Origin of the sequence: Klebsiella sp. WOUb02, assembly GCF_050058015.1 — a bacterium.
Taxonomy (GTDB): domain Bacteria; phylum Pseudomonadota; class Gammaproteobacteria; order Enterobacterales; family Enterobacteriaceae; genus Klebsiella.
Genome location: NZ_CP170110.1, coordinates 1,412,381 through 1,436,003, shown reverse-complemented (window position 1 = coordinate 1,436,003; position 23,623 = coordinate 1,412,381). Strand labels below are relative to the sequence as shown.

The 23,623-nt window shown below is 58.9% G+C and carries 15 protein-coding genes and 5 pseudogenes; 8 read left to right on the top strand and 12 right to left on the bottom strand.

Annotated elements, in window-relative coordinates:
- Positions 1 to 10: 10 nt before the first annotated feature.
- The 7 genes and pseudogenes from osmB to ABOC21_RS13710 all read right to left on the bottom strand — a co-directional run bounded on the left by osmB (position 11) and on the right by ABOC21_RS13710 (position 6,651).
- The gene (osmB, locus tag ABOC21_RS13740) at positions 11 to 229 is read right to left on the bottom strand and encodes an osmotically-inducible lipoprotein OsmB (protein WP_100683974.1); all 219 of its coding nucleotides are present in this window, start codon (positions 227 to 229) and stop codon (positions 11 to 13) included.
- 280 nt (positions 230 to 509) lie between these two features.
- Positions 510 to 1,260: pseudogene (locus tag ABOC21_RS13735) on the bottom strand (DNA-binding transcriptional regulator YciT).
- 72 nt (positions 1,261 to 1,332) lie between these two features.
- Positions 1,333 to 1,515, bottom strand: a complete 183-nt coding sequence (locus tag ABOC21_RS13730; RefSeq protein ID WP_041145195.1) for a YciZ family protein — start codon at positions 1,513 to 1,515, stop codon at positions 1,333 to 1,335.
- 174 nt (positions 1,516 to 1,689) lie between these two features.
- Positions 1,690 to 3,624, bottom strand: a complete 1,935-nt coding sequence (locus tag ABOC21_RS13725) for an exoribonuclease II (RefSeq protein ID WP_426814949.1) — start codon at positions 3,622 to 3,624, stop codon at positions 1,690 to 1,692.
- Positions 3,625 to 3,704: 80 nt separating this feature from the next.
- Positions 3,705 to 4,863 (bottom strand): annotated as a pseudogene (locus ABOC21_RS13720) (CMD domain-containing protein).
- A 205-nt stretch (positions 4,864 to 5,068) separates the two neighbouring features.
- A complete protein-coding gene (gene fabI, locus ABOC21_RS13715) occupies positions 5,069 to 5,857 on the bottom strand; it encodes an enoyl-ACP reductase FabI (RefSeq protein ID WP_045855073.1) in 789 nt (262 codons plus the stop codon).
- Between the two features lie 251 nt (positions 5,858 to 6,108).
- Complete coding sequence (locus tag ABOC21_RS13710) at positions 6,109 to 6,651, bottom strand: HutD/Ves family protein (RefSeq protein WP_426814948.1); 543 nt, start codon at positions 6,649 to 6,651, stop codon at positions 6,109 to 6,111.
- Between the two features lie 219 nt (positions 6,652 to 6,870).
- On the opposite strand from ABOC21_RS13710, the gene ABOC21_RS13705 reads away from it, so the two are divergent.
- The 6 genes and pseudogenes from ABOC21_RS13705 to ABOC21_RS13680 all read left to right on the top strand — a co-directional run bounded on the left by ABOC21_RS13705 (position 6,871) and on the right by ABOC21_RS13680 (position 12,981).
- Positions 6,871 to 7,728, top strand: a complete 858-nt coding sequence (locus tag ABOC21_RS13705; protein WP_426814947.1) for a transporter substrate-binding domain-containing protein — start codon at positions 6,871 to 6,873, stop codon at positions 7,726 to 7,728.
- Between the two features lie 12 nt (positions 7,729 to 7,740).
- Positions 7,741 to 8,460, top strand: a complete 720-nt coding sequence (locus tag ABOC21_RS13700; RefSeq protein WP_426814946.1) for an ABC transporter permease — start codon at positions 7,741 to 7,743, stop codon at positions 8,458 to 8,460.
- 9 nt (positions 8,461 to 8,469) lie between these two features.
- Entirely contained in the window at positions 8,470 to 9,201 is a 732-nt protein-coding gene (locus tag ABOC21_RS13695; RefSeq protein WP_426814945.1) for an ABC transporter permease, read from the top strand.
- A gap of 1 nt (position 9,202) precedes the next feature.
- A complete protein-coding gene (locus ABOC21_RS13690) occupies positions 9,203 to 9,997 on the top strand; it encodes an ABC transporter ATP-binding protein (RefSeq protein WP_426814944.1) in 795 nt (264 codons plus the stop codon).
- On the top strand, positions 9,994 to 11,496 hold the full coding sequence (locus tag ABOC21_RS13685) for an HAL/PAL/TAL family ammonia-lyase (protein WP_426814943.1): 1,503 nt from the start codon (positions 9,994 to 9,996) through the stop codon (positions 11,494 to 11,496). The genes ABOC21_RS13690 and ABOC21_RS13685 overlap by 4 nt, the downstream gene beginning before the upstream one ends.
- Positions 11,497 to 11,603: 107 nt before the next feature.
- Positions 11,604 to 12,981: pseudogene (locus ABOC21_RS13680) on the top strand (purine-cytosine permease family protein).
- A 56-nt stretch (positions 12,982 to 13,037) separates the two neighbouring features.
- Here the strand turns inward: ABOC21_RS13680 and sapF are convergent.
- Genes sapF through sapC form a run of 3 tightly spaced genes read right to left on the bottom strand, consistent with a single transcriptional unit; the run spans position 13,038 to position 15,731 of the window.
- Entirely contained in the window at positions 13,038 to 13,847 is an 810-nt protein-coding gene (gene sapF / locus ABOC21_RS13675) for a peptide ABC transporter ATP-binding protein SapF (protein WP_426814942.1), read from the bottom strand.
- 1 nt (position 13,848) lies between these two features.
- The gene (gene sapD, locus ABOC21_RS13670) at positions 13,849 to 14,841 is read right to left on the bottom strand and encodes a putrescine export ABC transporter ATP-binding protein SapD (RefSeq protein WP_426814941.1); all 993 of its coding nucleotides are present in this window, start codon (positions 14,839 to 14,841) and stop codon (positions 13,849 to 13,851) included.
- Positions 14,841 to 15,731, bottom strand: a complete 891-nt coding sequence (gene sapC / locus ABOC21_RS13665) for a putrescine export ABC transporter permease SapC (RefSeq protein ID WP_426814940.1) — start codon at positions 15,729 to 15,731, stop codon at positions 14,841 to 14,843. The genes sapD and sapC overlap by 1 nt, the downstream gene beginning before the upstream one ends.
- Before the next feature lie 140 nt (positions 15,732 to 15,871).
- Here sapC and ABOC21_RS13660 point away from each other — a divergent pair.
- A pseudogene (locus ABOC21_RS13660) lies at positions 15,872 to 16,153 on the top strand (Arm DNA-binding domain-containing protein); the annotation flags it as partial.
- Between the two features lie 377 nt (positions 16,154 to 16,530).
- Complete coding sequence (locus tag ABOC21_RS13655; RefSeq protein ID WP_426814939.1) at positions 16,531 to 20,766, top strand: molybdopterin-dependent oxidoreductase; 4,236 nt, start codon at positions 16,531 to 16,533, stop codon at positions 20,764 to 20,766.
- A 132-nt stretch (positions 20,767 to 20,898) separates the two neighbouring features.
- Here the strand turns inward: ABOC21_RS13655 and sapB are convergent, their stop codons facing one another.
- Both sapB and sapA read right to left on the bottom strand, forming a co-directional pair.
- Entirely contained in the window at positions 20,899 to 21,864 is a 966-nt protein-coding gene (sapB, locus tag ABOC21_RS13650; protein ID WP_426814938.1) for a putrescine export ABC transporter permease SapB, read from the bottom strand.
- Positions 21,861 to 23,545: pseudogene (sapA, locus tag ABOC21_RS13645) on the bottom strand (ABC transporter substrate-binding protein SapA). Before sapA ends, sapB begins: the two are co-directional and overlap by 4 nt.
- Positions 23,546 to 23,623 lie beyond the last annotated feature (78 nt).

Genomic DNA, 23,623 nt, shown 5'->3' with positions numbered 1-23,623 from the left:
GATTTAAACCTTATTTACCTACCTGGTGACCGATAATCCCGCCGACCGCTGCGCCACCCAGGGTCCCCAGGGTGCTGCCGTCGGTTAATACCGCGCCGCCCAGTGCGCCAGCGCCGGCGCCAATGGCAGTGTTACGATCGCGTTTTGACCAGTGAGAGCACGCGCTCAGGGACATTGCCACCGTTACAGCCAGAACCGCCGCAGCCATTTTTTTGCTCATTGAAGTCATCATAATTTTCTCCTGAATAATCTATTCATGGATACAACTTCCTTTAAAGCATAGCGTGAACTATGAATTAATGGCTATTCCATGAAGTTTAGTTGCGCAGGTGTTACTTTAATCACGCGGGTGATAGTCACTTCCTGTTATATCGCTAACAATAATTTTACTTTTTTTAAATTTTACCGGCAGGTAAATAGTCTTAATTGGCGGCTCAGAATACTCTCAGACGTGCTGCGGCGCGGCCTGCGCCCATTTCGGTGGGCGCGAAGAAAGGATAGTGGAGGGGTCAGGAGACGTTGACGATATCGACGGTTAAACCGCTTTCAGCCAGTCTGCTGACGAGCGGCATCGTGCAGGTTGCTATCGGTAATGATGCGATTAAAGCGCCCGACCGGGCCGAGCGGGTAAGGGTGCACGACGCTGAATTTTGAACTGTCGCTAAGCACAATCGCTTCGCAGCCTTTTTCCAGCACCGCGTTAACCACGTCCGCGCGCATCATATCCCGTCCGGTAAAGCCGGTCTCAGGCTGCCAGCCGTCGACGCCGATAAACGCTTTGCTGAAATGGACCTGCTGAATAAACTGCCGGGTCAGCGGACCGACCATGCTCTCGCTGCGCTTTTGGTAGATCCCGCCGAGCAGAATCACCTCACCCGGCGTCTCTTTCAGCAGGTGGGCGATATAGCTGCTGACGGTAATGATGGTGATATCGCCGCGCTCGGCAAGCGTCCGGGCGAGCAGGGCGTTGCAGCTGCCGTTCTCGATAAATACCGTCTCGCCGGCAGAGACCAGCCCGGCGGCCCGCATAGCCAGCTCACGCTTAATGGCGAAATAGGTCATCATCCGGGTTTCTACGTCCTCGCTATCCAGCGGCACGGCAAAACCGTGGGTCCGACGCAGATAACTCTGCTTTTCCAGCAGATTTAAATCCTGACGCACGGTCACTTCAGAGACACCGGTCATCTTCGCGAGATCGGCCACGCTCATGCGGCCTTTATCGATGACCATTTGCAAAATACTTTGTTGTCGGGCGTTCATAGCAACATCACTGTTAGGGGGCTATTTTACGGGCAATCGCCGCGGCGCGGTCGCTTGCGGCGCGAAGGGCGGTCAGATTTCCCAGGGGGCTTTCGGCTGACCGGGCTTGCTTTCCGGCTCATCGTTGGCCAGAGCCTGCAGCTCGGCCTTGAGGATCTCCAGATTATGAATCGCGGAGTGATAGTCCCCGGCAACCAGAATATCGAGCACGGTATCGATACGCTGGGCGAGCAGGCGGGCATTGAGATCAGACATAGTATTATCCTGGTTACAAAAGCGAATGAAATCAATGATGCAAAAAACGAATGCAAAAGAGAAGTGAAAAGATCGCACAACCTATCTCATCCGGAGGTTTTTAGCGCAGTGCGGGGGAAGAGGGATTTGAGAAAAAGAGCGGCTCCCGGAGTCGGGAGCCGCTGAGGAGCGCTATCAGGCGAACGGACGGGCAATCACGCTGCGGGTTTCCATTCTGACTTCGGCAATCTTAACGTCGATAACGTCGGTCACCTTGTAGACGGTTTCACCTTTAATCTGCACGGTGCCGTTTTCCTGGCTGCAGACCAGCTCATCGCGGACGGCGTGCAGGAACGGCGCCGGGATAAAAGCTACCGCGCCGTTATCCACCAGGCGCACGCGCATACCGCCGCGGCTGATATCGATAATTTCAGCCGCAAAGCGCGTATCGGTGCCGGCGCTCGGGCTCAGGTAGCGCGCGTACAGCCAGTCGCCGACGTCGCGCTCGGCCATCCGGTTCAGACGACGGCGTTCTGCCATCTGCACCGCTATGTCATCATTAGGACGCGCGATGGTTTCACCTTTAATGATGGCTTTCAGCAGGCGATGGTTAATCATATCGCCGTACTTACGAATCGGCGAGGTCCAGGTGGCGTACGCTTCGAGGCCAAGGCCGAAGTGCGGGCCCGGTTCGGTGCTGATTTCGGCGTAGGACTGGAAGCGACGGATGCGGCTATCGAGGAAGCCGGACGGCTGCGCGTCCAGCTCGCGGCGCAGCTTGCAGAAGCCGTTCAGGGTCAGCACTTCCTGCGGATCGACGTGCACGTCATGGGTCTTCAGCAGCGCGGCCAGCTGTTCAGTATTGGCCGGATCGAAGCCGGTATGAACGTTGTAAACGCCAAAGCCCAGCCTGTCGCGCAGCACGCGAGCGGCGCAGATGTTGGCGGCAATCATCGACTCTTCCACGATGCGGTTGGCAATACGGCGCGGCTCGGCAACGATATCCAGCACTTCGCCTTTCTCACCCAGCACGAAGCGGTAGTCCGGACGGTCCTTAAACACCAGCGCATGGGTTTTACGCCATTCGCTGCGGCGCAGGCACACGTCCTGCAGCAGGGTAATCTGCTGAGCGATGGCTTCGCTTTCAGGCTGCCAGCTGCCGGTATTTTCCAGCCAGTCGGAGACGCTGTCGTAGGCCAGCTTCGCCTTTGACTCGATGGTGGCGGCGAAGAATTCAATATCGTCCTCAATCGAACCGTCGGCCGAGAGGATCATGCGGCAGGCCAGCACCGGACGGATTTCGTTGGCGCGCAGCGAGCACAGGTCATCGGAGAGCTCGCGCGGCAGCATCGGGATGTTAAAGCCCGGCAGGTAGTTGGTGAAGGCGCGAATTTTTGCCGCGTCGTCCAGCTTGCTGCCTTCGGCAATCCAGGCGGTCGGGTCGGCAATCGCTACGGTCAGGTGCAGCTTACCGTCAGCGGCGGCTTCCACATACAGCGCATCGTCCATATCCTGGGTGCTGGCGCTATCGATGGTCACGAACGCCAGCGCCGTCAGGTCGCGACGCTGCAGCCCTTCGTCCAACATCACGGTAGCCACGCCGTTTGGCGCTTCTTTTTCCAGATTATGGCGCGCCAGGGTGACCCACCACGGCACGAAGTGGTCGTCGCTGAAGGTAATGAACTGGGTTAATTCGGCATAGAAGCCGCGATCGCCTTTCAGCGGATGGCGGCGCATTTCGGCAACCGCCCAGTCACCCTCGCTAAAATCGTGGCTGACGCTGCGATCGGCGCGGCAGGGAATGGCATCTTTCAGCAGCGGATGGTCGGGAACGATCGACAGACGATCGTCTTTTTTATGCACTTTACCGACGAAACGCGTCAGGAAAGGCTCAATCAACTCTTCCGGCTCCGCGCTTTCACGTTCTTTTTCGCTGTGAACCACGGCGGTAATCCGATCGCCATGCATCACTTTTTTCATTTGCGGCGGCGGAATGAAATAGCTTTTCTGCGAGTCAACTTCGAGGAAGCCAAAGCCTTTTTCCGTACCCTTAACGACGCCTTCAACGCGAGGAGTCTGAGAATGCAGTTGCTGTTTAAGCTGCGCTAGCAGCGGGTTGTCCTGAAACATAATTTGGTATTTTCGTGGCTAAAAGAGCGGCTGTCATTTTTACGCGATTATGCCTGTTGCAGCAAGCGCTGTTTGGCATTTTACGTCCGTTGACCAACATTGCCGAGGGCGATTTTCAGCCGGTTGATCCAGCCGCACAACCCGCACCACGCCAGAATATCGATAACCTGCGTGCGGGAAAGCCCATATTCGATGAGGGGAGTTAGCTGAGCGGCGCTGAAGCGGTCGGGAGAGCGGGTTAACAGCTGCGCCGCCAGATAAATTGCGCGTTCGGATTGATGCGTCTCGCCCCACGCCTGAAGCGCACGATCGTCCTGGCGTAACGCGTCGGCAAACGCCTGGCCGCCGGTCCACTCCCGCTCCCAGGCGTTAAAACAGCTGACGCTGCCGTTGATCCGCGCCGCCATCAGCGCGACCAGCGGCGCAAAGGGCTGGTTTTCACTCAGCCGGGTCAGCAGCTCATCCTGGGCGCTGAGGAGCGTATCGTCGACCGCCAGCAGCGGCGCCAGCTCGGCCAGACCGGGATGTCGCTGCCAGCTGACCAGCCGCGCCTGCCTCTCGTCGTTAGCGTAGCGCAGGTCGCTATCGTTGACGTCGGCCAGCCAGTCGACGTCCGCGGCGGCAAAACCTTCCGCCGGCGCATCCTCCTGCTGCGGCATTCCCGGCATCCAGCGCACCGGGAAGCCCAGCGTCGCCTGGAAGGTGGCGATCGCCCGGGCCTGGAAGCCGACGAAACCGATAATCTGGTTAATCAGGATAATATCGCGGCTGGTTAAACCAACTTCGTCCAGCTCGGCTGCGGGAGAGGGCGGTAATGACCGAGGGAGAGCCCGCCAGCTGGCGGGCAAATTGCGTAATCTGCGCCAGACGACGATTGCTCTCGCGCGACGAGTCCGGGCCCGGCAGCGGCGCCAGGCGCGCCGCGTAGTGGTTACATAGCCGCTGCACGCCGTAGACCTGCGCCACGGTTAGCGCCGTGCTCAGACGATCGTAGGCGCTAAAGGTTTGCAGACGATTCACCGTCACCGACGTCGGAAAGAGCGCGTCGGCCAGACATCGCGCCGGAGCCAGCCAGCCTGCATGCGCGTGGAGCAGCTCTGCGGGCAACGTCAGGTCGAGTAAAAAGCGGTCTTCGACATAAGCGGCTTCAGGGACGAGCGGTAATACATCCACCGGGCAGATTGTTGACTGGGTTTCGTGATACCAGTGGTTTTTGCCATACACGCGGCGTTGCTCCATGGGCGTTCCTTGATCGATATGTGTCCGGCCGCACTTCTGTGGGCCATCTATGCATAACTATCCTGGCGTAACCCTGGAGCAGGAGAAAATATTGATACGTGCTAACAAATAGCTGATTGGAATAACAGAGAGGGGGGAATATCGCGAAAGGTCGCCAGCTGCCGCAGAGTAAAACCCTCCTCACGGCGTGAGGAGGGTAAAGAACTTATTTCAGTTCCAGCTCGTTCATGGCGGCGATGCTAAAGCCGCCGTCAACGTGAACCACTTCGCCGGAGATGCCGGCAGAGAGGTTAGAGCACAGGAATGCCGCGCTGTTGCCGACGTCTTCGATGGTCACGGTGCGACGAATCGGGGTGACGGCTTCGCAGTGGGCCAGCATTTTACGGAAATCTTTAATCCCGGATGCCGCCAGAGTACGGATCGGACCGGCGGAGATGGCGTTGACGCGCACGCCTTCCGGACCCATGGCGTTCGCCATGTAGCGGACGTTAGCTTCCAGAGAGGCTTTAGCCAGACCCATCACGTTGTAGTTAGGGATCGCGCGCTCTGCGCCGAGGTAGGAGAGCGTCAGCAGGGCGGAGCCCGGGTTCAGCATCTCGCGGCAGGCTTTCGCCATGGCCACAAAGCTGTAGGCGCTGATGTCGTGAGCGATTTTGAAACCTTCGCGGGTTACCGCGTTAACGTAGTCCCCGTCCAGCTGATCGGCCGGTGCGAAGCCGATTGAGTGAACGAAGCCGTCGAATTTCGGCCATACTTTGCTCAGTTCGGTGAACAGCGACTCAATGCTCTCATCTTCAGCCACGTCGCACGGCAGTACGATGTTGGAACCCAGTGCCGCAGCAAATTCTTCCACACGACCTTTCAGCTTGTCGTTCTGATAGGTGAACGCCAGTTCAGCCCCTTCGCGGTGCATTGCTTGCGCAATACCGTAGGCGATGGACAGTTTGCTGGCAACGCCAGTCACCAGAATGCGCTTACCGGAAAGAAAACCCATAGCTTTAATCCTTATCGTTATTGCTTATTTTTACTTTAACAATCATATGATTAGTTTTGTTATTTCAAAATAACTCAAATTTAGCCGAGAATTATATCCCACTGACGACCCCCTGTGTCACGCTATTTTTCAGCAAGAGCCGACATCCAGCGGGCGACGCTGGCGCCCCGTCGCATCGCCGCCGTCGCGTACTCTCCAGTATATCACCGGATGTTGCGGACGTTTGGCGCCGTTCTCCGGGCGGAATGCGGCTAATTTACGCTAACGGTCGCCAGCAGCAGCCTGGCGTCGGCGGACTGCGGGATCAGCGCCTGCGGCGGCGTCTCCCGCCACCAGATACCGCTTTGGGCAGCGCACGGCCGTTCATCCAGCAGCCAACGTCCTTGCAGAACCCAGGCGACTCCCGCTGCGCCGGGCCGCTGCGCGGTGGATACCACGCTAACCTGCGCCGTGGCCCGGCCCCGCTGGGTCATGATGTTGAAGTCCAGCCCCGGCTGCGAAATCCCTTCGCTGGCCAGCGGCCATTCCCCGGCAAAAGCCCACGGCTCCCACAGGTTCAGGCGCTGGGCCTTATCACCGCCGCGCAGCCACAGCGGGCTGCCGTCTATCAGGGTTATCACCCGATCCACGCCCGGAAAGAGCGAAAACGGTCCGTCGGTTTGGAGGGTGGCGATACTGGCCCGCCAGAGAAACGGTGCATCAGGCGACGGCGCGCTGACGATTTCACGGGTTTCGCCGCCGCCGTTTTTCCACGGCGTAACGGGCAGGGAGGAAAATGTAAAGGGCACAATCATCGCAGGAATACCGCCTTTATATGCTTACGTGTAAATTTTTTGATACATACAATTTTCAATTTAATCACAAATTATTTACAGTCTGGCTCACAAATCCATCATCGGAACAGTGTCTGGATTTGTCAATGCTTGTATATACATGATCTGTCATCTGCAATTTACACCCTGCCTGGCAGTCGCCGTTCGGCAATTATTTTAATGACCTCAGGAGAATCAATCATGAAGCAGAGCATTACTTTTCGTCAGACCTGCCTGTCAGCCCTGTTTTCTGGACTATTGCTCTGCGGTGGATCGGTAAATGCGAAGGAGTGGAAGTCGATTACCATCGCGACCGAAGGAGGGTATGAGCCCTGGAACCTGACGCTGCCGGGAGGGAAGCTGAGCGGATTCGAGCCCGAGCTGATGGCAAACCTCTGCCAGCGCATGGGGATTGAGTGCAAGCTGGTAGTGCAAAACTGGGACGGGATGATCGCCGGTCTGAATGCGGGAAAATACGATGTGATTATGGATGCCATCGTCATCACCCCTGAGAGAAAGCAGGTGGTCTCCTTTACGCAGCCTTATGCCGCCACGCCGGCCTCGTTTATTGCGGTAAAAGGCACCCTGCTGCCGCCGGCAACCGGCGCCGATAGCACCATTAAGCTCCATGATGACGAAAAAGAGATTCAGGCGGCGATTGCCCCGCTGCGGGCGGCGCTGAAAGGGAAAACCATCGGTATCGCCTCCGGTACCGTCTATACGCCGTTTATTGACAAGTATTTCAAAGATAGCGCCGATATTCGTGAATACAACAGCTCGGCGGATGCGATTCTCGATCTGCAGTCCGAGCGTATTGATGCCGTATTTGACGATATTACCTTTGCCAATACCACGCTGGCGCGTCCTGAAAATAGCAACCTGAGCTTTAGCGGCCCGCAGTCGAGTGGCCCAATCTGGGGCGAGGGCGAAGCGATGGGCGTTCGCCATGCCGATGCCGATTTGAAAGCGAAACTCGATGCGGCGATTCAGGCCGCGCTGGCCGATGGCACGGTGAAAAAGCTGAGTGAAAAATGGTTTAAGAGCGACGTCACCCCATAAGCGAGGTTGAAGATGGTAAGTCTGCTGAGTTTTGGTGAGAACGGCTGGGGGACGGTCATCCTTAGCGCAACCCTGACAACGCTTCTCCTCTCCCTTGCCGCACTTGCGGTGGGGGCGGTAGTGGGGGGGATCATTGCCGCCGCAAAGCTGTCGCACCGGGCGCCGGCCCGCTGGTTTGGCTCGGCCTATTCGGTGGTGTTTCGCGGCATCCCCGAACTGCTGGTTATCTACCTGTTCTATTTTGGCGGGTCGGGGCTGGTGTCGTGGGTCGGGCAGCTGTTTGGCGCCGATGGCTTTATTGAAATTCCGCCGTTCCTGATCGGTTCGCTGGCTATCGGCTTAATCTCCGCCTCCTATCAGGCTGAGGTTTATCGCGCGGCGCGTCTTGCGCTGACGCCGGGTGAGGTCGAGGCGGCGCTGGCCATCGGCATGCCGCGCTGGCGCATCTTCCAGCGGATTATGCTGCCGCAAATCGTGCGCTACTCGCTGCCGGGGCTGTCCAACGTGTGGCAAATGAGCCTGAAGGACTCGGCGCTGGTTTCGGTCACCGGGATCGCCGAGCTGATGCGCGCCAGCCAGATAGCCGCCGGATCCACCCGGGAATACTTCCTGTTCTATCTGATTGGCGGCGGTTGCTACCTGCTCCTGACTTTACTCTCTAACCGGGCATTTATTCGGGCGGAAAATCGTCTCAATCGGGCCTGGTCCCGCCGCGCGGCGGCTCAGGCTTAAGGAGAATCTATGTTTATCGACTTCGCCTTCCTCAGCGACACGTTTTTAAAGCTCTGCGCGGCGCTGCCGGTGACGCTGGGGCTGTTTATCTGCTCGTTTATTTGCGGCGGCGTATTGGCGCTGGGGGTTCTGGCGCTGCGGATGAGCCGCTGGCCGCTGCTGAGCGGCTTTGCGAAAGGCTACATCCTGGTCTTTCGCGGCTCTCCGCTGCTGATCCAGCTGTTTCTGATCTACTACGGACTGGGGCAGTTTGGCGTCATCCGCCACAGCTTTTTATGGCCGCTGCTGCGCGAGCCGTTCATCTGCGCGGTGCTGGCGCTGGCGCTGTGCACCGCGGCCTATACGGCCGAAATCCTGCGCGGGGCGCTGCTGGCGGTTCCCGTCGGCCAGATTGAGGCCGGCCAGGCCTGCGGCATGTCGCGCTTCCTGCTGCTGCGCAGGATCGTCGCCCCGGTGATGCTGCGCTACGCGCTGCCGGCCTACTCCACCGAAGCGATCCTGCTGGTGAAATCGACGGCGCTGGCGAGTCTGGTCACGGTATGGGACGTCACCGGCGTGGCGCAGCAGATTATCCAACGAACCTACCGGACGATGGAGGTCTTTCTCTGCGCCGCGGCTATCTACCTGCTGCTTAACTTTATCATCGTGCAGCTTTATGCCCTGCTTGAGCGTCGCCTGACGCCGCACACCCGGCAAAATCCTGCCACCGTTTCACTCAAAACCGCCGCTAAAGGAGAATAGTATGCACGATTCCCGTCCCGTGACGCTGTCGGTCAGCGACATCCATAAATCCTTTGGCTCGCTCGAGGTGCTAAAGGGGATTTCTATCCAGGCGCAAAAAGGCGATGTGATTTCAATCCTTGGCGCCAGCGGTTCCGGAAAAAGCACGCTCCTGCGCTGCATTAACCTGCTGGAAACGCCGGATGCGGGCGTGGTCAGCGTCGGCGGTGAAACCATCGAGATGAAGCATCATGCTCGCGGCCACCGCCTGGCGGCCAACCCGAAGCAGATCGAACGTCTCCGCTCGCGGCTGGGGATGGTTTTTCAAAGCTTCAACCTGTGGTCGCATATGACGGTTCTGCAAAACGTTATCGAAGGCCCGCACTACGTTCTAAAACGCAGCAGGCAGGAGTGTATCGAGCAGGCGGAGCAGCTGCTCGATCGCGTTGGCATGTTGAACCGCAAGGACTTCTATCCGGCCCAACTCTCCGGCGGGCAGCAGCAGCGCGTGGCCATCGCCCGCGCGCTGGCAATGGATCCGGAGGTGATGCTCTTTGACGAGCCGACCTCGGCGCTGGACCCGGAGCTGGTCGGTGAAGTGTTGAAAGTGATGCGCAGCCTGGCAGAAGAGGGGCGCACCATGCTGGTGGTGACCCATGAGCTCGGCTTTGCCCGCCACGTCTCTAACCGCGTGGTGTTTATGCATCAGGGGACGATCGATTGCGACGGTCCGCCGGACGCGCTGTTTGGCGCCCACGCATCGCCGCGTTTTCAGCAGTTTATTTCCAGTCATCATCAGCCGGGGCAGTCAGTATGAGCGAGCAAGTGCTGTGGGGCGACGCCCCGTTATGCTGGCAGGACGTGGTGCGGGTGGCGCGAGAAAAAGCCGTGCTGGCGCTGAGCGACAGCGCCTGGCAGCGCATTGCCGAGGGGAGGGCAATTGTTCAGCACATCATCGACGCCGGGCAGATAGCCTACGGCATTAATACCGGCCTCGGGGCGCTGTGCAATATCACGCTGCCCGAAGAGCAGCTCGGGCAGCTATCGCGCAACACTCTGCTCAGCCACGCCTGCGGCGTTGGCCCGCTGCTCGATGAGGCGCACACGCGCGCCATTATGTGCGCGGCGATCGCCAACTACAGCCACGGGAAGTCGGGGATTTCCTGCGCCACCGTCGAGCAGATCCTCGCTTTCCTGAATTTGCAGATTACGCCGCAGGTCCCGTCGCAAGGGTCGGTGGGCTACCTGACCCATATGGCGCATATCGGCCTGGCGCTGATGGGGATCGGCGACGTGAGCTGGCAGGGGCAGGTTGTGCCCGCCGCACATGCTTTGGCACAGGCCGGACTCAAGCCCATTGCGCCGGGAGCCAAAGAGGGGCTAAGCCTGGTCAACGGTACGCCTTGTATGACCGGCATGGCCTGTCTGGCGCTGGATGACGCCGCCCGGCTGCTGGACTGGGCCGATGTGACCGGCGCCATGAGCTTTGAAGCCTTGTGCGGGCAGACGGCGGCCTTTGACGCCGAGATCCTCGCGCTGAAGGCCAGCCCGGGAATACAGCACAGCGGCCTGCGCTTACGCCAGATGCTGGCGGATAGCCCGCTGCTGGCGGCCAGCCGGGGAGTACGTACTCAGGATGCCCTGAGCCTGCGATCGATGCCTCAGGTCCACGGCGCCTGTCGCGATCAGTTCGCGCACGCGCTGGGACAGGTTGACGTTGAGCTTAACGCCTGCACTGATAACCCGCTGATTCTCGGCACCCTCGACGAATGGCGGGTAGTCTCCCAGGCGCATCCGCACGGTGAATCGGTGGCAATGGCCTGCGATTTACTGGCGATTGCGATGGCCGAACTCGGCGCCATCGCCGAGCGGCGTCTGGATCGGCTGGTTAATCCGCTCGTCAGCGGCCTGCCGGCGTTTCTGGTGGCAAAGCCGGGCGTGAATTCCGGGATGATGATTGCGCAGTACGTCGCGGCCTCGCTGTGCGCGGAGAACAAACAGCTGGCGCAGCCCGCGGTGCTCGATAATTTTGTCACCTCGGGTCTGCAGGAGGATCACCTGAGCCTCGGGACCGGATCGGCGCTGAAGCTCCAGCGTCTGCTGAGCAACCTGGATCAAATTCTGGCGATTGAGTATTTACTCGCCGCCCAGGCGCTGGAGTTCCATCCTGCCGACATGCTGGCGCGAGGCACCCGCCACGGGCTGGCGCTGCTGCGGCAAAGCGTGGCGACGTGGGAAGACGATCGCTGGCTTGCTCCGGAAATAGCCAAAGCGGTCGCGACGATTAAAAAACAGCCGGCGAACTGGCTGGCATAGCGGGTCGGCGGCGAAAAACACAACGCAACAAGAAAATCGTTTACAGCGAGGAAACTATGTCTTCTTTTTCGTCAACAGATGGACAGTCAAAAGGTAGTGAACAGGGCATACGGGAAACGCGCTCGATCGATTTTATCCCCGAAAGCGAGAGACATGGACATCCTTTCAGCCAGTTTACGCTGTGGTTTGGCGGCAACCTGCAGATCACCGCTATCGTTACCGGCGCGCTGGCCGTGGTGCTGGGCGGTGACGTGGTATGGTCGCTGATTGGCCTGCTGCTGGGGCAGGTCCTTGGCGCCGCGGTGATGTCGCTGCACGCCCTGCAGGGGCCGCGCCTGGGGCTGCCGCAGATGATCATCAGCCGCGCGCAGTTTGGCGTTTTTGGCGCGGTGGTTCCGCTGGTGCTGGTCTGCATTATGTACGTTGGTTTTTCCGCCAGCGGCACCGTCCTTGCGGGGCAGGCGATGGCGAGACTGCTGTCGGTCTCCAACGTCACCGGCATGCTCCTGTTCAGCGCGATTATCATCGTCATTGCCGTGCTGGGCTATCGGGTGATCCATAAGCTGGGCAAAGTGGCGAGCATCGTCGGCGTGCTGGCGTTTGCCTATCTGTTTATTACGCTGTTGCTCTCCGCAGACCTGACGGCTATCGCGCAGAATAGCCATTTCTCCCTGCCGATGTTCCTGCTGGCCGTATCGCTCTCCTCTTCGTGGCAGATAGCATTTTGCCCCTACGTCTCCGACTACTCGCGCTATTTGCCGAGCAACGTGTCGGGCAGCAAAACCTTTTTTTCCGTCTTCTGCGGGACCGTGCTTGGCACCCAGGCGTCAATGACCCTGGGCGTGCTGACGGCGGCCATTGCCGGCAGCGCCTTCCCCGGGCATGAAGTGAGCTTTATCGTGGGATTAGGCAACAGCCAGGTGATGGCGATGGTTATCTACTTTGCGATCTGCTTCGGCAAAATCACCTTCACGACGCTGAATGCGTACGGCAGCTTTATGTCGCTGAGCACCATCGTTTCCGGTTTTCGCAGCCAGACTTCGCTATCGCAGAGGTCGCGCCTCGCCTTTGTGATTCTGATGGTGTCGATATCATGCGTTATCGCCCTGCTGAGCGAGCCGGCGTTCCTCAAGAACTTCACCCATTTCCTGCTGTTTCTGCTGGCGTTCTTCGTTCCGTGGAGCGCGATTAGCCTTACCGATTACTATCTTATCTCTTCCGGCGCCGTGGATATTCCCGCGCTCTCTGATCCGAAAAAGCGCTACGGCTACTGGAATATTTACGCCATTACCATCTACGCGGTGGGGGTGCTTATCCAGACTGCCGTTTATCGAGAACCCGCTATTCCACGGCTCGTTGACATGGATATTTGCCGGTAACGACGTGTCGTGGCTTATCGGCTGGTTCGCCACCGGGCTGCTCTACTACTCGCTGCGTCGCTTTGACCGGCGGGTGCTGCCGGCGCAAACTATACTGCCGGGCTAAGCCGGCGGCGACAGGCCCGGGTAAGGCGCTCGCCTTGCCCGGGTGTGATGGCGGGACTATTTACCGTCTTTACGCCACGCGTCGGCGGTCAGCGCTTCGCCAAAGTGGCCGGCGATCAGCCGCCTGGTCAGCTCATGCAGCGGCGAAGCCAGCACGTCAGCAGTGCTGCCGCGTTCCACCACTTCCCCCTGGTGCATCACCAGAACCTGATCGCTAATATGCTTCATCATGCCTAAATGCTGGGTAACGTAGATATATGAAATACCCTGTTTCTCCTGCAGCTCCAGCATCAGGTTAATCAGCTGCGAACGCATCGACATATCCAGCGACGCCAGCGCCTCATCGCACACGATGACCTTCGGCCGCAGGATCAGCGCGCGCGCGAGGCCAAGACGCTGTTTTTGCCCCGGCGCCAGCATATGCGGGTAGTAGCTGACGTGGTCCGGCAGCAGGCCGACCATCCGCAGCGTCTCAATAATCTGCTTCTGCCGCGCCTCCGGTTCGAGCTCGGTATTCAGACGCAGCGGAAAGTCGAGGATCTGCGAAATGCGCTGACGCGGATTCAGCGAGGTTGACGGGTCCTGAAAAATCATGCGGATACGCTGGCTGCGGAACGAGTAGTCGCCAAACTCGAGGGGGTGATCGTCAATCAGCAGGTCGCCGGACGTCGGCTCAATCATTCCCGCCAGCATTTTCGCCAGCGTGGACTTTCCTGAACCGTTTTCCCCGATGATCGCCAGAGTCTGGCGTTCGCGCAGCGTAAAGCTCAGCGGCTTGACCGCTTCCACCGTCTGCCGCCGAAACCAGCCGGTACGGTAGCGAAAGGTCTTACTCAGATTGCGGACTTCGAGCAACGTTTCGACCATTTCACTCTTTCTCCATATTCAGCGGGAAATGACAGGCGTAGAGATGCGTTCTGGCGCCGGTCAGGCGCGGCGTTTCGATACACTCGCGCTGGGCGTACGGACAGCGCGGCCCGAGCCGGCAGCCGATCGGCAGCTGCTCCAGCAGCGGAATGGCCCCCGGCATGGTGTTCAGGCGGCTTTTGTGCGGCAGCGCGCTGCCAAAATCAGGGATCGCGCGGATTAACGCCTGGGTGTAGGGGTGATGGGGCGTGGTGACCAGCTCTTCGCTCGGCGCGGATTCTACGGTTTGCCCGCAGTACATCACGTTGATTCTGTTCGCCCATTTGCTCAGCATCTGCAGATCGTGGCTGATCAGCAAAATAGTGGTGCTGTTGTTCTGATTCAGTCGGGTCAGCAGGCGGATGATTTGCGCCTGGGTGGTGGGTTCCATCGCGTTAGTCGGCTCATCGGCGATCAGCAGCCGCGGCTGGTTGGCAAGGGCGATGGCGATCATCACCTTCTGACACTCCCCGTCGGTTAGCTCGTAGGGGAAACTGCGCATCGTGTCCTTATGATCCTTAATCCCCACGCGGTGCAGCAGCTCTATCGCCCGGCGTTTACGCCAGCCGAAACGCTGCCACCAGCGGCCTTTAAAGGTCCAGCCGGGAATGTTCTGCATCAGCTGCTGGCCGATCCGTTCAGAAGGGTCGAGACAGGACTGCGGCTCCTGAAAAATCATCGACACGTTGTGACCGATCAGCTTGCGGCGCTCGCGGGCGGAGAGACGCAGCAGGTCGATATCGTCGAAGCGCATGCGGTCGGCGGTGACCCGCCAGTTATCCTTGGTTACGCCGCATATCGCTTTGGCAATCAGGCTCTTACCAGAACCTGATTCGCCGACCAGGCCGCGAATTTCGCCCTCGTTCAGGGTCAGGCTGACGCGATCGACGGCTTTAACCCAGCCCTCGTTGGTTTTGAATTCGATGGTTAAATTGCGAATATCGAGTAGCGGCATTATTCCACCCCGGCGATGATTGCGCGGCGGATACCGTCACCCAGCAGGTTGACCAGCAGGACGCTAATCATAATGGCTGCCCCCGGCAGCATCACCGTCCACGGAGCCACGTAAATCAGCTCCAGCGCGTCGCCGAGCATCGCGCCCCATTCCGGAGAGGGGAGCTGCGCGCCGAGGTCGAGAAAGCCTAGCGCGGCAATATCAAGAATCGCCATCGACAGCGCGCGGGTAATCTCGGTCACCAGCCCGGACGCGATATTGGGCAGAACCGCGAACCAGAGAATATTCAGCGTTGAGGCGCCGTCGAGGCGGGCGGCAATAACGTACTCTTTTTCCAGTTCGTCGTGCACCATGCTATAGACCGAACGCACAATGCGCGGCAGCAGCGCCAGCCAGACGGCGAACATGGCGTGGCTCAGATGCGGTCCGGCAAAGGCGACGACGATAATGGCCAGCAGCAGCGACGGAATCGACAGCAGGGTATCGAGCACGTGGTTGAGTATCGCCGACAGCAGGCCGTGGGTCGATCCGGCAATCACTCCGAGCACCAGGCCAAACAGCGTGGCGCCGAAGGTGACGAGGAACGCGCCGCCGACGGTGGGCGCCGCGCCGCTAAGCAGACGGCTCAGAACGTCGCGGCCGAGATCGTCGGTGCCGAGAAAGAACGACACCTCGCCGTAGCGCGACCACGAGGGCGGCAGCAGCTGGTAGCCGAGGAACTGCTGATCGATGCCGTAAGGGGCAAACCAGCCGCCAAAGATGCACAGCAGAATCAGCCCGGCGCAGCCGTACAGGCCAATCATGGCGCTGGTGTCGCCGTAGAATTTGCGCCACACGGTGCGCAGCGCTCCCGGGGGGCGCTTCTCCAGGTAAACGCTATCGTAGGGCATATGAATCCGTTTTAATCTTGTTAGTCATGCTGTATGTCTTTTTTAATGTTTCCGCTAGTATCAATGCCTTGCCGACAGTTAATGCTTTAATCCTGCGCGCTTATTTGCGGGTTATCCATTTACGCAAAATGTGTACGCTGATGCGTATATCTTCTCCCGGCGTCTCCCCATTGCTCACCGCTGCAAAATTAAGAGCAGCCCCTGGCAAAAAAGACAAAATCGAGGCCATTTCAGACGCTCAGGGTCTGAATCTCAGGCTGCCTGTATCCGGCAGTATAACATTCTTTTTCCGCGACAGATGGCACGGGAAAGCCGGGCAGCCGACGATTGGCGATTATCCGACCGTATCGCTATTGCATGCCCGGGAGCGCAGAGAGCCGTTCAGGGCATGGCCGACAGAAGGGGGCGATCCAGGTCGTCGTTGAGAAGCAGAAAAAAGACGCCAGCCTCCGGCCGTACGCCACGATGGCGGGCTCCTCCAACCGCACTAAATCAGAACAGATATCAATTCCGCTGCCACTTTTGGGTGCAAACCTCTCTGCTTATCTGCCAGGAGCGTTGCTATGTGCGTAGAAATATCACGATGGCACCGTTCTTGCTTTATATCCTTCACGATCTCAATAAAACGCTGAATCATTCCCGACGAAGGGGGTGATTCAGGCTGGACAACGACGCCCATACTTCCCGCATCGACTAATACCGGTGTTCAGGGAGGCGTGGGCGTTTTTTTATCATTTGCACAATGACCGTCAAAGGTCTTACTGCCCGACAACATGACCACAATTCAGGAGCGACTGGAATGAACACCGAGCCCGTTATAGCCGTGAAAACCGTTTGCCCCTACTGCGGAGTGGGCTGTGGCATGGCCCTGGAGGTTCAGGGGGAAAAGGTCATCAAGGTATCAGGCATCAAAACGCATCCGACCAACTTTGGCCGCTTATGCACAAAAGGCGCGACCAGCGCTCAGGCTCTCCGTGATTCCGGGCGAATGGAGTTCGCATTCCTGAGGCACGATCGCAAGGGCGATCCGCTACAAACGGCGATGGATACCGCCATAAAACAGACCGCCGGGCGTCTCAGGGAGATCCTGGATAAAGATGGCCCCGATGCCATTTCCCTTTATGTTTCAGGGCAGATGTCGCTGGAAGCGCAATATCTGGCAAATAAGCTGTGCAAGGGCTATATCGGAACCAACCAGATTGAATCGAATTCCCGGCTCTGTATGGCCAGCGCCGGCAGCGGCTACAAACTCTCCCTGGGTTCAGATGGTCCTCCGGGCTCTTATCAGGATTTTGACCGGGCCGGGGTGTTTTTTGTGATTGGCGCCAACATGGCCGATTGCCACCCAATCCTCTTTCTGCGGATGATGGATCGGGTTAAAGCCGGGGCGAAGCTGATCGTGGTTGACCCCCGGCGCAACGCTACGGCGGATAAAGCCCATTTATTTATGCAGATAAAGCCCGGGACAGACCTCGCGTTGCTCAACGGGCTGCTGCATTTGCTGCACGCCGATGGTCATACCGATGCTGAATTTATCACGCAGTACACCGAAGGCTGGGAGGCCATGCCTGAGTTTTTAGCTGACTATCCCCCGGATAAAGTCAGCGCCATAACCGGCATTCCCGAAAGCGATATTCGGCGCGCGGCGCAGATGTTAGGGGAAGCCAGCGCCTGGATGAGCTGCTGGACAATGGGGTTAAACCAAAGCACTCACGGTACCTGGAACACCAATGCAATCTGCAATCTTCACCTAGCTACCGGCGCCATTTGTAAGCCCGGCAGCGGGCCATTTTCGCTGACGGGTCAGCCGAATGCGATGGGCGGGCGGGAGATGGGATATATGGGCCCCGGTCTGCCGGGCCAGCGTACGGTGCTGGTCGAAGAGGATCGACATTTTGTTGAGGAGACCTGGGGCATCCCGCGGGGAACCCTGCATACCCGGCTGGTTGGCGGAACGGTGGCCATGTTTGAACGCATGATGGCCGGAGATATTAAGGCCTGCTGGATCATTTGCACCAATCCCGTGGCAACGGTAGCCAATCGCAAGAGCGTGATTGCCGGGCTGCAAAAGGCGGAACTGGTTATCACGCAGGATGCGTTTCTGGACACCGAAACCAACCGTTATGCCGACATTTTGCTTCCCGCCGCGCTCTGGGCCGAGGCGGAAGGCGTGATGATCAATTCAGAACGCAACCTCACGCTTATGCAAAAAGCCGTTCCACCTCCCCAACAGGCCTTACCCGACTGGCTGATTATCGCCCGCGTTGCCTGTGAAATGGGATTCGCTGACGCCTTCAGCTATACCTGCGCCGAAGAGGTGTTCGAGGAAATTAAACTATTCTGGAATCCCGGGACCGGCTACGACATTCGCGGTGCAAGCTACGATCGCCTGCGTGAAACGCCTTTACAGTGGCCCTGCCCACCGAACGATGAGGCAAATCGCCATCCCGTTCGTTACCTCAATGATGGTATCAGCCAGAAACTAAAGGTCAGAGAAGATGGTAGCCAGCCGAAAATCGCCTTCGCCACGGCGAGCGGGAAGGGCGTGTTCTTCCCTCGTCCTTACGGTAACCCGGCAGAGATGCCCGATGCGGACTTTCCTTTCGTGCTGAACACCGGTCGCCTTCAGCATCAGTGGCATACGATGACCAAAACGGGCAAGATCCCTACGCTGGTCAAACTCAATCCCGGCCCCTTTATCGAAATCCACCCGGAAGACGCGGCGGCGTTAGGCGTCAGGGATAAAGATCGCATCGAGATCCGCTCCCGCCGGGGACGGGCAATACTGCCCGCGGTTGTTACAGATCGCGTCCGCGCGGGCAACTGCTTTGCTCCCTTCCACTGGAATGACGCCTACGGCGAGAATCTGGCCATTAACGCCGTCACCAGCGACGCCGTCGATCCCCTGTCACAGCAGCCTGAATTCAAATACAGCGCCGTTGCGCTCATCCGCCTTGAGTCTGAACCTGATGCGGGCGTCTCTCAGCCTGAAGGCGACACCACGCCCCAGGTTACCGTCGCGGCCATGGCCGATATGCCGGGTGAGAGTACCGATCCCGCCGACATTTATGCAAGGGAGCACCATAGTATGCAAATCAACGCTCTGGCCCGACTACTTAACATTGACAGCGCGCCGGTTCCGGTTCTCGAACCCCACGAACAGCTGTATCTGCAGGGATTCCTGACGGGCCTGCGCAATAGCGAACAGGAGCAAAAGGGGAGCGTGGTGCCCTCCTTACCGCTGACGGCGCCGCTTGCCCCCGCCAAACGCATGCTGATAGACGGCATGCTGGCCGGGCTATTTTCACGCACCCGGCTGCCCTGCGCAGAAGCGGATACCCCGGTACTGGCCGCGCCGGCCGCAGAATCCACCAGAAGACTCACGGTCCTGTGGGCCTCCCAGACGGGCAATGCCGAAGGCTATGCCAGCGAGTGCGTAACTCAGTTGCAAAGCGATGGCTGGGAGGTGCACCTGCACAGCATGGACGCCTGCAAGCTGGAGCAGATCCCGGCGAATTCCCCCCTTCTTCTGTTAACCAGCACGTTTGGCGATGGCGATCCGCCTGACAACGCCATCTCGTTCTGGCAGGCACTGGCATCCGATGCGGCAGGCAGGCTGCAGTCCAACCCGTACGCGGTGCTTGCTTTTGGCGATTCAAGCTATGACCAGTTCTGCGGCTTCGGGCGTAGACTCGATGAAAGGCTGGCGGCGTTAGGCGCGCCTCGGCTTACGGCCCGCGTCGATTGCGAACCCGATTATCAGGTTCGCGCATCCGCCTGGACGACGATGGTGCGGGACGCGCTGAAGTCATTTTCCCCGGCCTCGCGACCCCTGCCAGCCGGTGCCGTGCTGGCAGCGTCAGGCAGCGATAACAGCATCTTAAGCGACCAGTCCATGCAGCAGGTCGTGCAATCCCCGTACGGCAGGCTGAATCCTCTACGCGCCCGCCTTTTGCAAAATCGGGCGCTCAATACGCCCGGATCCGCTAAAGAAACGCGCCAGTTTGTTTTCGATCTCAAGGGATCGGACCTGAGCTATGAGGCCGGGGATGCCCTGGGCGTATGGCCAACGAATTGCCCTGCTCTGGTGGAGGAGATGCTGACCGCGATGAATATCTCCGCATCAACGACCGTTGCGGTGAAGGAACTTGGTGAGATGTCGGTGATGGAGGCGATGTTGCGCCATCACGAAATAGCCAGGGTGACTCCCGATATCCTGGGGTTTATCCGGGATCGCTCAGGCAGTCAGGAGCTGGCGGAACGGCTTAAACCTGAACGCGCAGCGGACCTTAAACAATGGCTGTGGGGGAAACAGATTGTCGATCTTTTGCAAGAATTTCCCGTTCAGGTTACGGCGCAGGAGTGGATGACGACGCTCCGACGATTACAACCAAGGCTGTATTCGATCTCTTCCAGCCCGAAGGTACAGGCCAATGAAGTTCATTTGACCGTGTCAACCGTTCGCTACGACTATCAAGGCCGGCGCCGGGGTGGGGTCTGCTCGACGTTTTTGGCCGATCGGGCGGCGGAGGTCGAAATACCGATTTTCGTCCAGAAGTCAGCGCATTTTCATCCGCCGGCAGGCAAAGATACCGCCATGATAATGGTTGGGCCAGGGACCGGAGTCGCGCCGTTTCGCGGCTTTCTGCACGAACGCCGCGCGCGGGGAGATAGCGGTCGCAACTGGTTGTTCTTCGGTGAACAGCACGCCGAAACTGACTTCTATTACCGCGATGAACTGCTGGCAATGCACGAGGAGGGTTTTCTCAGCCAGCTCAGTCTGGCCTTTTCCCGGGATCAGGAGAAAAAAATTTATGTTCAGGATCGTCTACGTGAACAGGGCGCGCAGCTCTGGTCCTGGCTACAGGATGGGGCGCATTTCTATGTCTGCGGCGATGCCAGCCGCATGGCCAAAGATGTGGATACCGTGCTCAGGGAGGTCGTCCAGGAGCATGGCGGTCTGAGCGCCGATGCGGCAAGTGATTATGTGGTCCAGATGTCAAAGGAGAAGCGCTACGTCCGGGATGTCTATTAGATAAAGATCGGCTCCGGCAGACATCGGCGAATTGCCGGAGCGAATGGAAAAAATAGCGTGGCACATTTTTGTGTGCCAAACCTCATAAAACCTCAGCGAAACAATTCAACGAATTGATTTTATTTGCCATTACTATCGTAAGGCATACCATTCTTTATGTTTCAGCGGGTTAGCCATAGCGCCCAGAATATCAGAGAGCACGTTCACGGTAATGACCAGCGCGCCGATGACCATTACCCCCGCCGAGATGGCGGCGTAATCCTGCTGACGAATGGCGTTGATCAGCCAGCGGCCCAGCCCCGGCCAGCTGAAGACCATTTCGGTGATCATCGCCAGCGTCAGCATGGTGGCAAACTGCAGCCCCAGGCGGGGAATGACCGGCGGCAGGGCGTTATGCAGCACGTGGCGGAGTACAATCGTCCGCCGCGACACGCCGCGGGTGGCGGCGGCCTTCACGTAGTTCGTGTCGTACACTTCGCTGGTGCTGATGCGCATCAGGCGAATCACTTCGGTAGTCGGCGCAACGGCGAGGGTCAGAACCGGCAGCACCATATGGCGCGCGGCGCTGACGATCATTTCATGACGCCACGGCGAATCGGACAGCCAGGCGTCGATAAGCGCAAACCCGGTCACCGTTTTGACTTCGTAGAGCAGGTCGAAGCGCCCGGATACCGGGAACCAGCCCAGCGTCAGGGAGAAAAAGAGCGTCAGCAGCAGCGCCAGCCAGAAAATGGGAATCGAAAAGCCGAGCAGCGCGAGGGCGCTAATCAGGGTATCGGGCCATTTGTTACGCATAATGCCGGCCAGCATACCGACGGGGATGCCCACCAGCAGCGCAAAGCCAAAGGCGAGAATGCACAGCTCCATGGTGGCTGGAAAGACCTCTTTGAGCTGCTGCGAAATCAGCTGGCCGTTGATGCTGGAGACCCCGAAATCCCAGTGCAGCAGCCCGCTGAACCAGAACTGCCAGGCGTTCCACAGCGACGCGCCCTGCAGCGGAGCGTGCGGGGTAAAGTAGCTCAGGCTGAAGCCGACGAAGGTCAGAAAAAAGAGCGTGACCAGCAGCAGCAGCAGGCGTCGCAGGGTAAAAATGATCATGGTTTTTGCACCTCATCTTTTTTCACGTCGTCTTCTTTCACATCGACTTTTTTCTCCCGCGAAACGCCGGCAAAGGAGGCGTTGCCAAACGGGCTCAGGATCAAACCTTTCATATCATAGCGGTAGGCCTGTAAACGCAGCGATGAGGCAAGCGGCAGCACCGGCAGCTCGCGGGCGAGAATATGCTGCGCCTCTTTATAGGCTTCAATACGCGAGGCCAGCTGCTGTGAGATTAGCGCCTTTTGCAGCACTTCGTCGAACTCGCGGTTGCACCAGTGGGCGAAGTTGGTCTGCGAGGCAATCGCCGCGCAGCTCAGCAGAGGACGGAAAAAGCTGTCCGGATCGTTACTGTCCGTCGCCCAGCCGGAAAGGGTCAGATCGTGGTTCATATCCATCAGCCTCGCCTCCTGAAAACGGCCCTCAACCGGAACAATGATCACCTTCACGCCAACCTGAGCCATATCGGCCTGAATCAGCTCGGCGGTTTTCAGCGGGCTGGGGTTCCAGGCCTGCGAGCTGGTGGGCACCCACAGCCGAAGCGTGAGGTTTTCCAGCCCCAGCGCCTTGAGCCGGGCGCGGGCGACGCTCGGGTTGTACTCGGTGATCTTCGCTTCGTTATCGTAGGCCCAGGAGGCGCGGGGCAGCATCGAGGCGGCGGTTTCCGCGGTGCCGTAATAGATCGATTGCATCAGGCGCTGGTTATTGATGGCCAGCGCCAGGGCATGGCGAACCTGCGGATTATCCAGCGGCGGCCTGGCGGTATTGAACGCCAGCCAGGCGATGTTCATCCCCGGACGCAGGGTCAGGCGCAGGCGAGGATCGTCGCGCAGAATGGTCAACTGGCTGGCGGCGGGCCAGGCCAGCACGTCGCACTCGCCGGTCAGCAGCTTCGACAGGCGGCCGGTGCCGCCGGAGCCCAGATCGACCACCACCTGCGGCATCAGCGGCTTGCCGCGCCAGTAGCCGGGGTGGCGCTGCAGGCGAACGTACTGGCCCGCGCGATACTCTTCCAGCGGAATGGCCCGGTGCCTACCGGCTGGCGGTCGAGCTGCTCCTGACGATCGCTTTTGCTTAACTGGGCTGCATACTCTGCGGACATGACGGACGCATAGTGGGTGGCCAGATGCCAGAGGAACGAGGCGTCCGGGCGCTTCAGGCGGAATTCGACGGTTTGGTTATCGAGCTTGCGCACGCTTTCGACGCTGTCGGCGAACTGCAGGCTGTCGAAATAGGGGAAACTGCCGCCGTTGACGTTATGCCACGGGTGATCGCGATTAAAGATACGGCTGAAGGTGAAAATAACGTCATCGGCATTAAAGGCGCGAGCTGGCTTAAACCACGACGTCGTCTGGAAAGCCACGTGGCTGCGCAGGTGGAAGCGGTAGGTGGCGCCGTTGTCCAGTACCTCCCAGCTTTCTGCCAGCTCGGGAACCAGACGGTAAGTATAAGGGTCAACGTCGAGCAGGCGGTCGTAGAGTTGGGCTGCCAGCGTATCGACAATCAGGCCGCTGCTGACTTTCTGCGGGTTAAAGGTATCAACCTGGCCGCTAACGCAGTAGACAAAGCCGCTATCGCGAATATCGGCGTGAGCAGGCAGCTGTGCAGGCAGCGCGGAGGCGGCAACGGCCTGGCCGCACAGCATCGATATGGCTGCCAGTAGGGAGCATAGTTTCAGGCGCATAATTCAGATTCTTTAAATTTTCATGCAAAGCGCGGCGGATCATCCGCGCGGGTTACGCCAGCGGCACATGCCGCAAAA

Coding starts and splice junctions, on each gene's coding strand:
- sapD (WP_426814941.1), bottom strand. CDS start 14,841: ATGCCGCTACTCGATATTCGCAATTTAACCATCGAATTCAAAACCAAC.
- osmB (WP_100683974.1), bottom strand. CDS start 229: ATGACTTCAATGAGCAAAAAAATGGCTGCGGCGGTTCTGGCTGTAACG.
- sapC (WP_426814940.1), bottom strand. CDS start 15,731: ATGCCCTACGATAGCGTTTACCTGGAGAAGCGCCCCCCGGGAGCGCTG.
- sapF (WP_426814942.1), bottom strand. CDS start 13,847: ATGGTCGAAACGTTGCTCGAAGTCCGCAATCTGAGTAAGACCTTTCGC.
- ABOC21_RS13685 (WP_426814943.1), top strand. CDS start 9,994: ATGAGCGAGCAAGTGCTGTGGGGCGACGCCCCGTTATGCTGGCAGGAC.
- fabI (WP_045855073.1), bottom strand. CDS start 5,857: ATGGGTTTTCTTTCCGGTAAGCGCATTCTGGTGACTGGCGTTGCCAGC.
- ABOC21_RS13700 (WP_426814946.1), top strand. CDS start 7,741: ATGGTAAGTCTGCTGAGTTTTGGTGAGAACGGCTGGGGGACGGTCATC.
- ABOC21_RS13690 (WP_426814944.1), top strand. CDS start 9,203: ATGCACGATTCCCGTCCCGTGACGCTGTCGGTCAGCGACATCCATAAA.
- ABOC21_RS13730 (WP_041145195.1), bottom strand. CDS start 1,515: ATGTCTGATCTCAATGCCCGCCTGCTCGCCCAGCGTATCGATACCGTG.
- ABOC21_RS13705 (WP_426814947.1), top strand. CDS start 6,871: ATGAAGCAGAGCATTACTTTTCGTCAGACCTGCCTGTCAGCCCTGTTT.
- ABOC21_RS13695 (WP_426814945.1), top strand. CDS start 8,470: ATGTTTATCGACTTCGCCTTCCTCAGCGACACGTTTTTAAAGCTCTGC.
- ABOC21_RS13655 (WP_426814939.1), top strand. CDS start 16,531: ATGAACACCGAGCCCGTTATAGCCGTGAAAACCGTTTGCCCCTACTGC.
- ABOC21_RS13725 (WP_426814949.1), bottom strand. CDS start 3,624: ATGTTTCAGGACAACCCGCTGCTAGCGCAGCTTAAACAGCAACTGCAT.
- ABOC21_RS13710 (WP_426814948.1), bottom strand. CDS start 6,651: ATGATTGTGCCCTTTACATTTTCCTCCCTGCCCGTTACGCCGTGGAAA.
- sapB (WP_426814938.1), bottom strand. CDS start 21,864: ATGATCATTTTTACCCTGCGACGCCTGCTGCTGCTGCTGGTCACGCTC.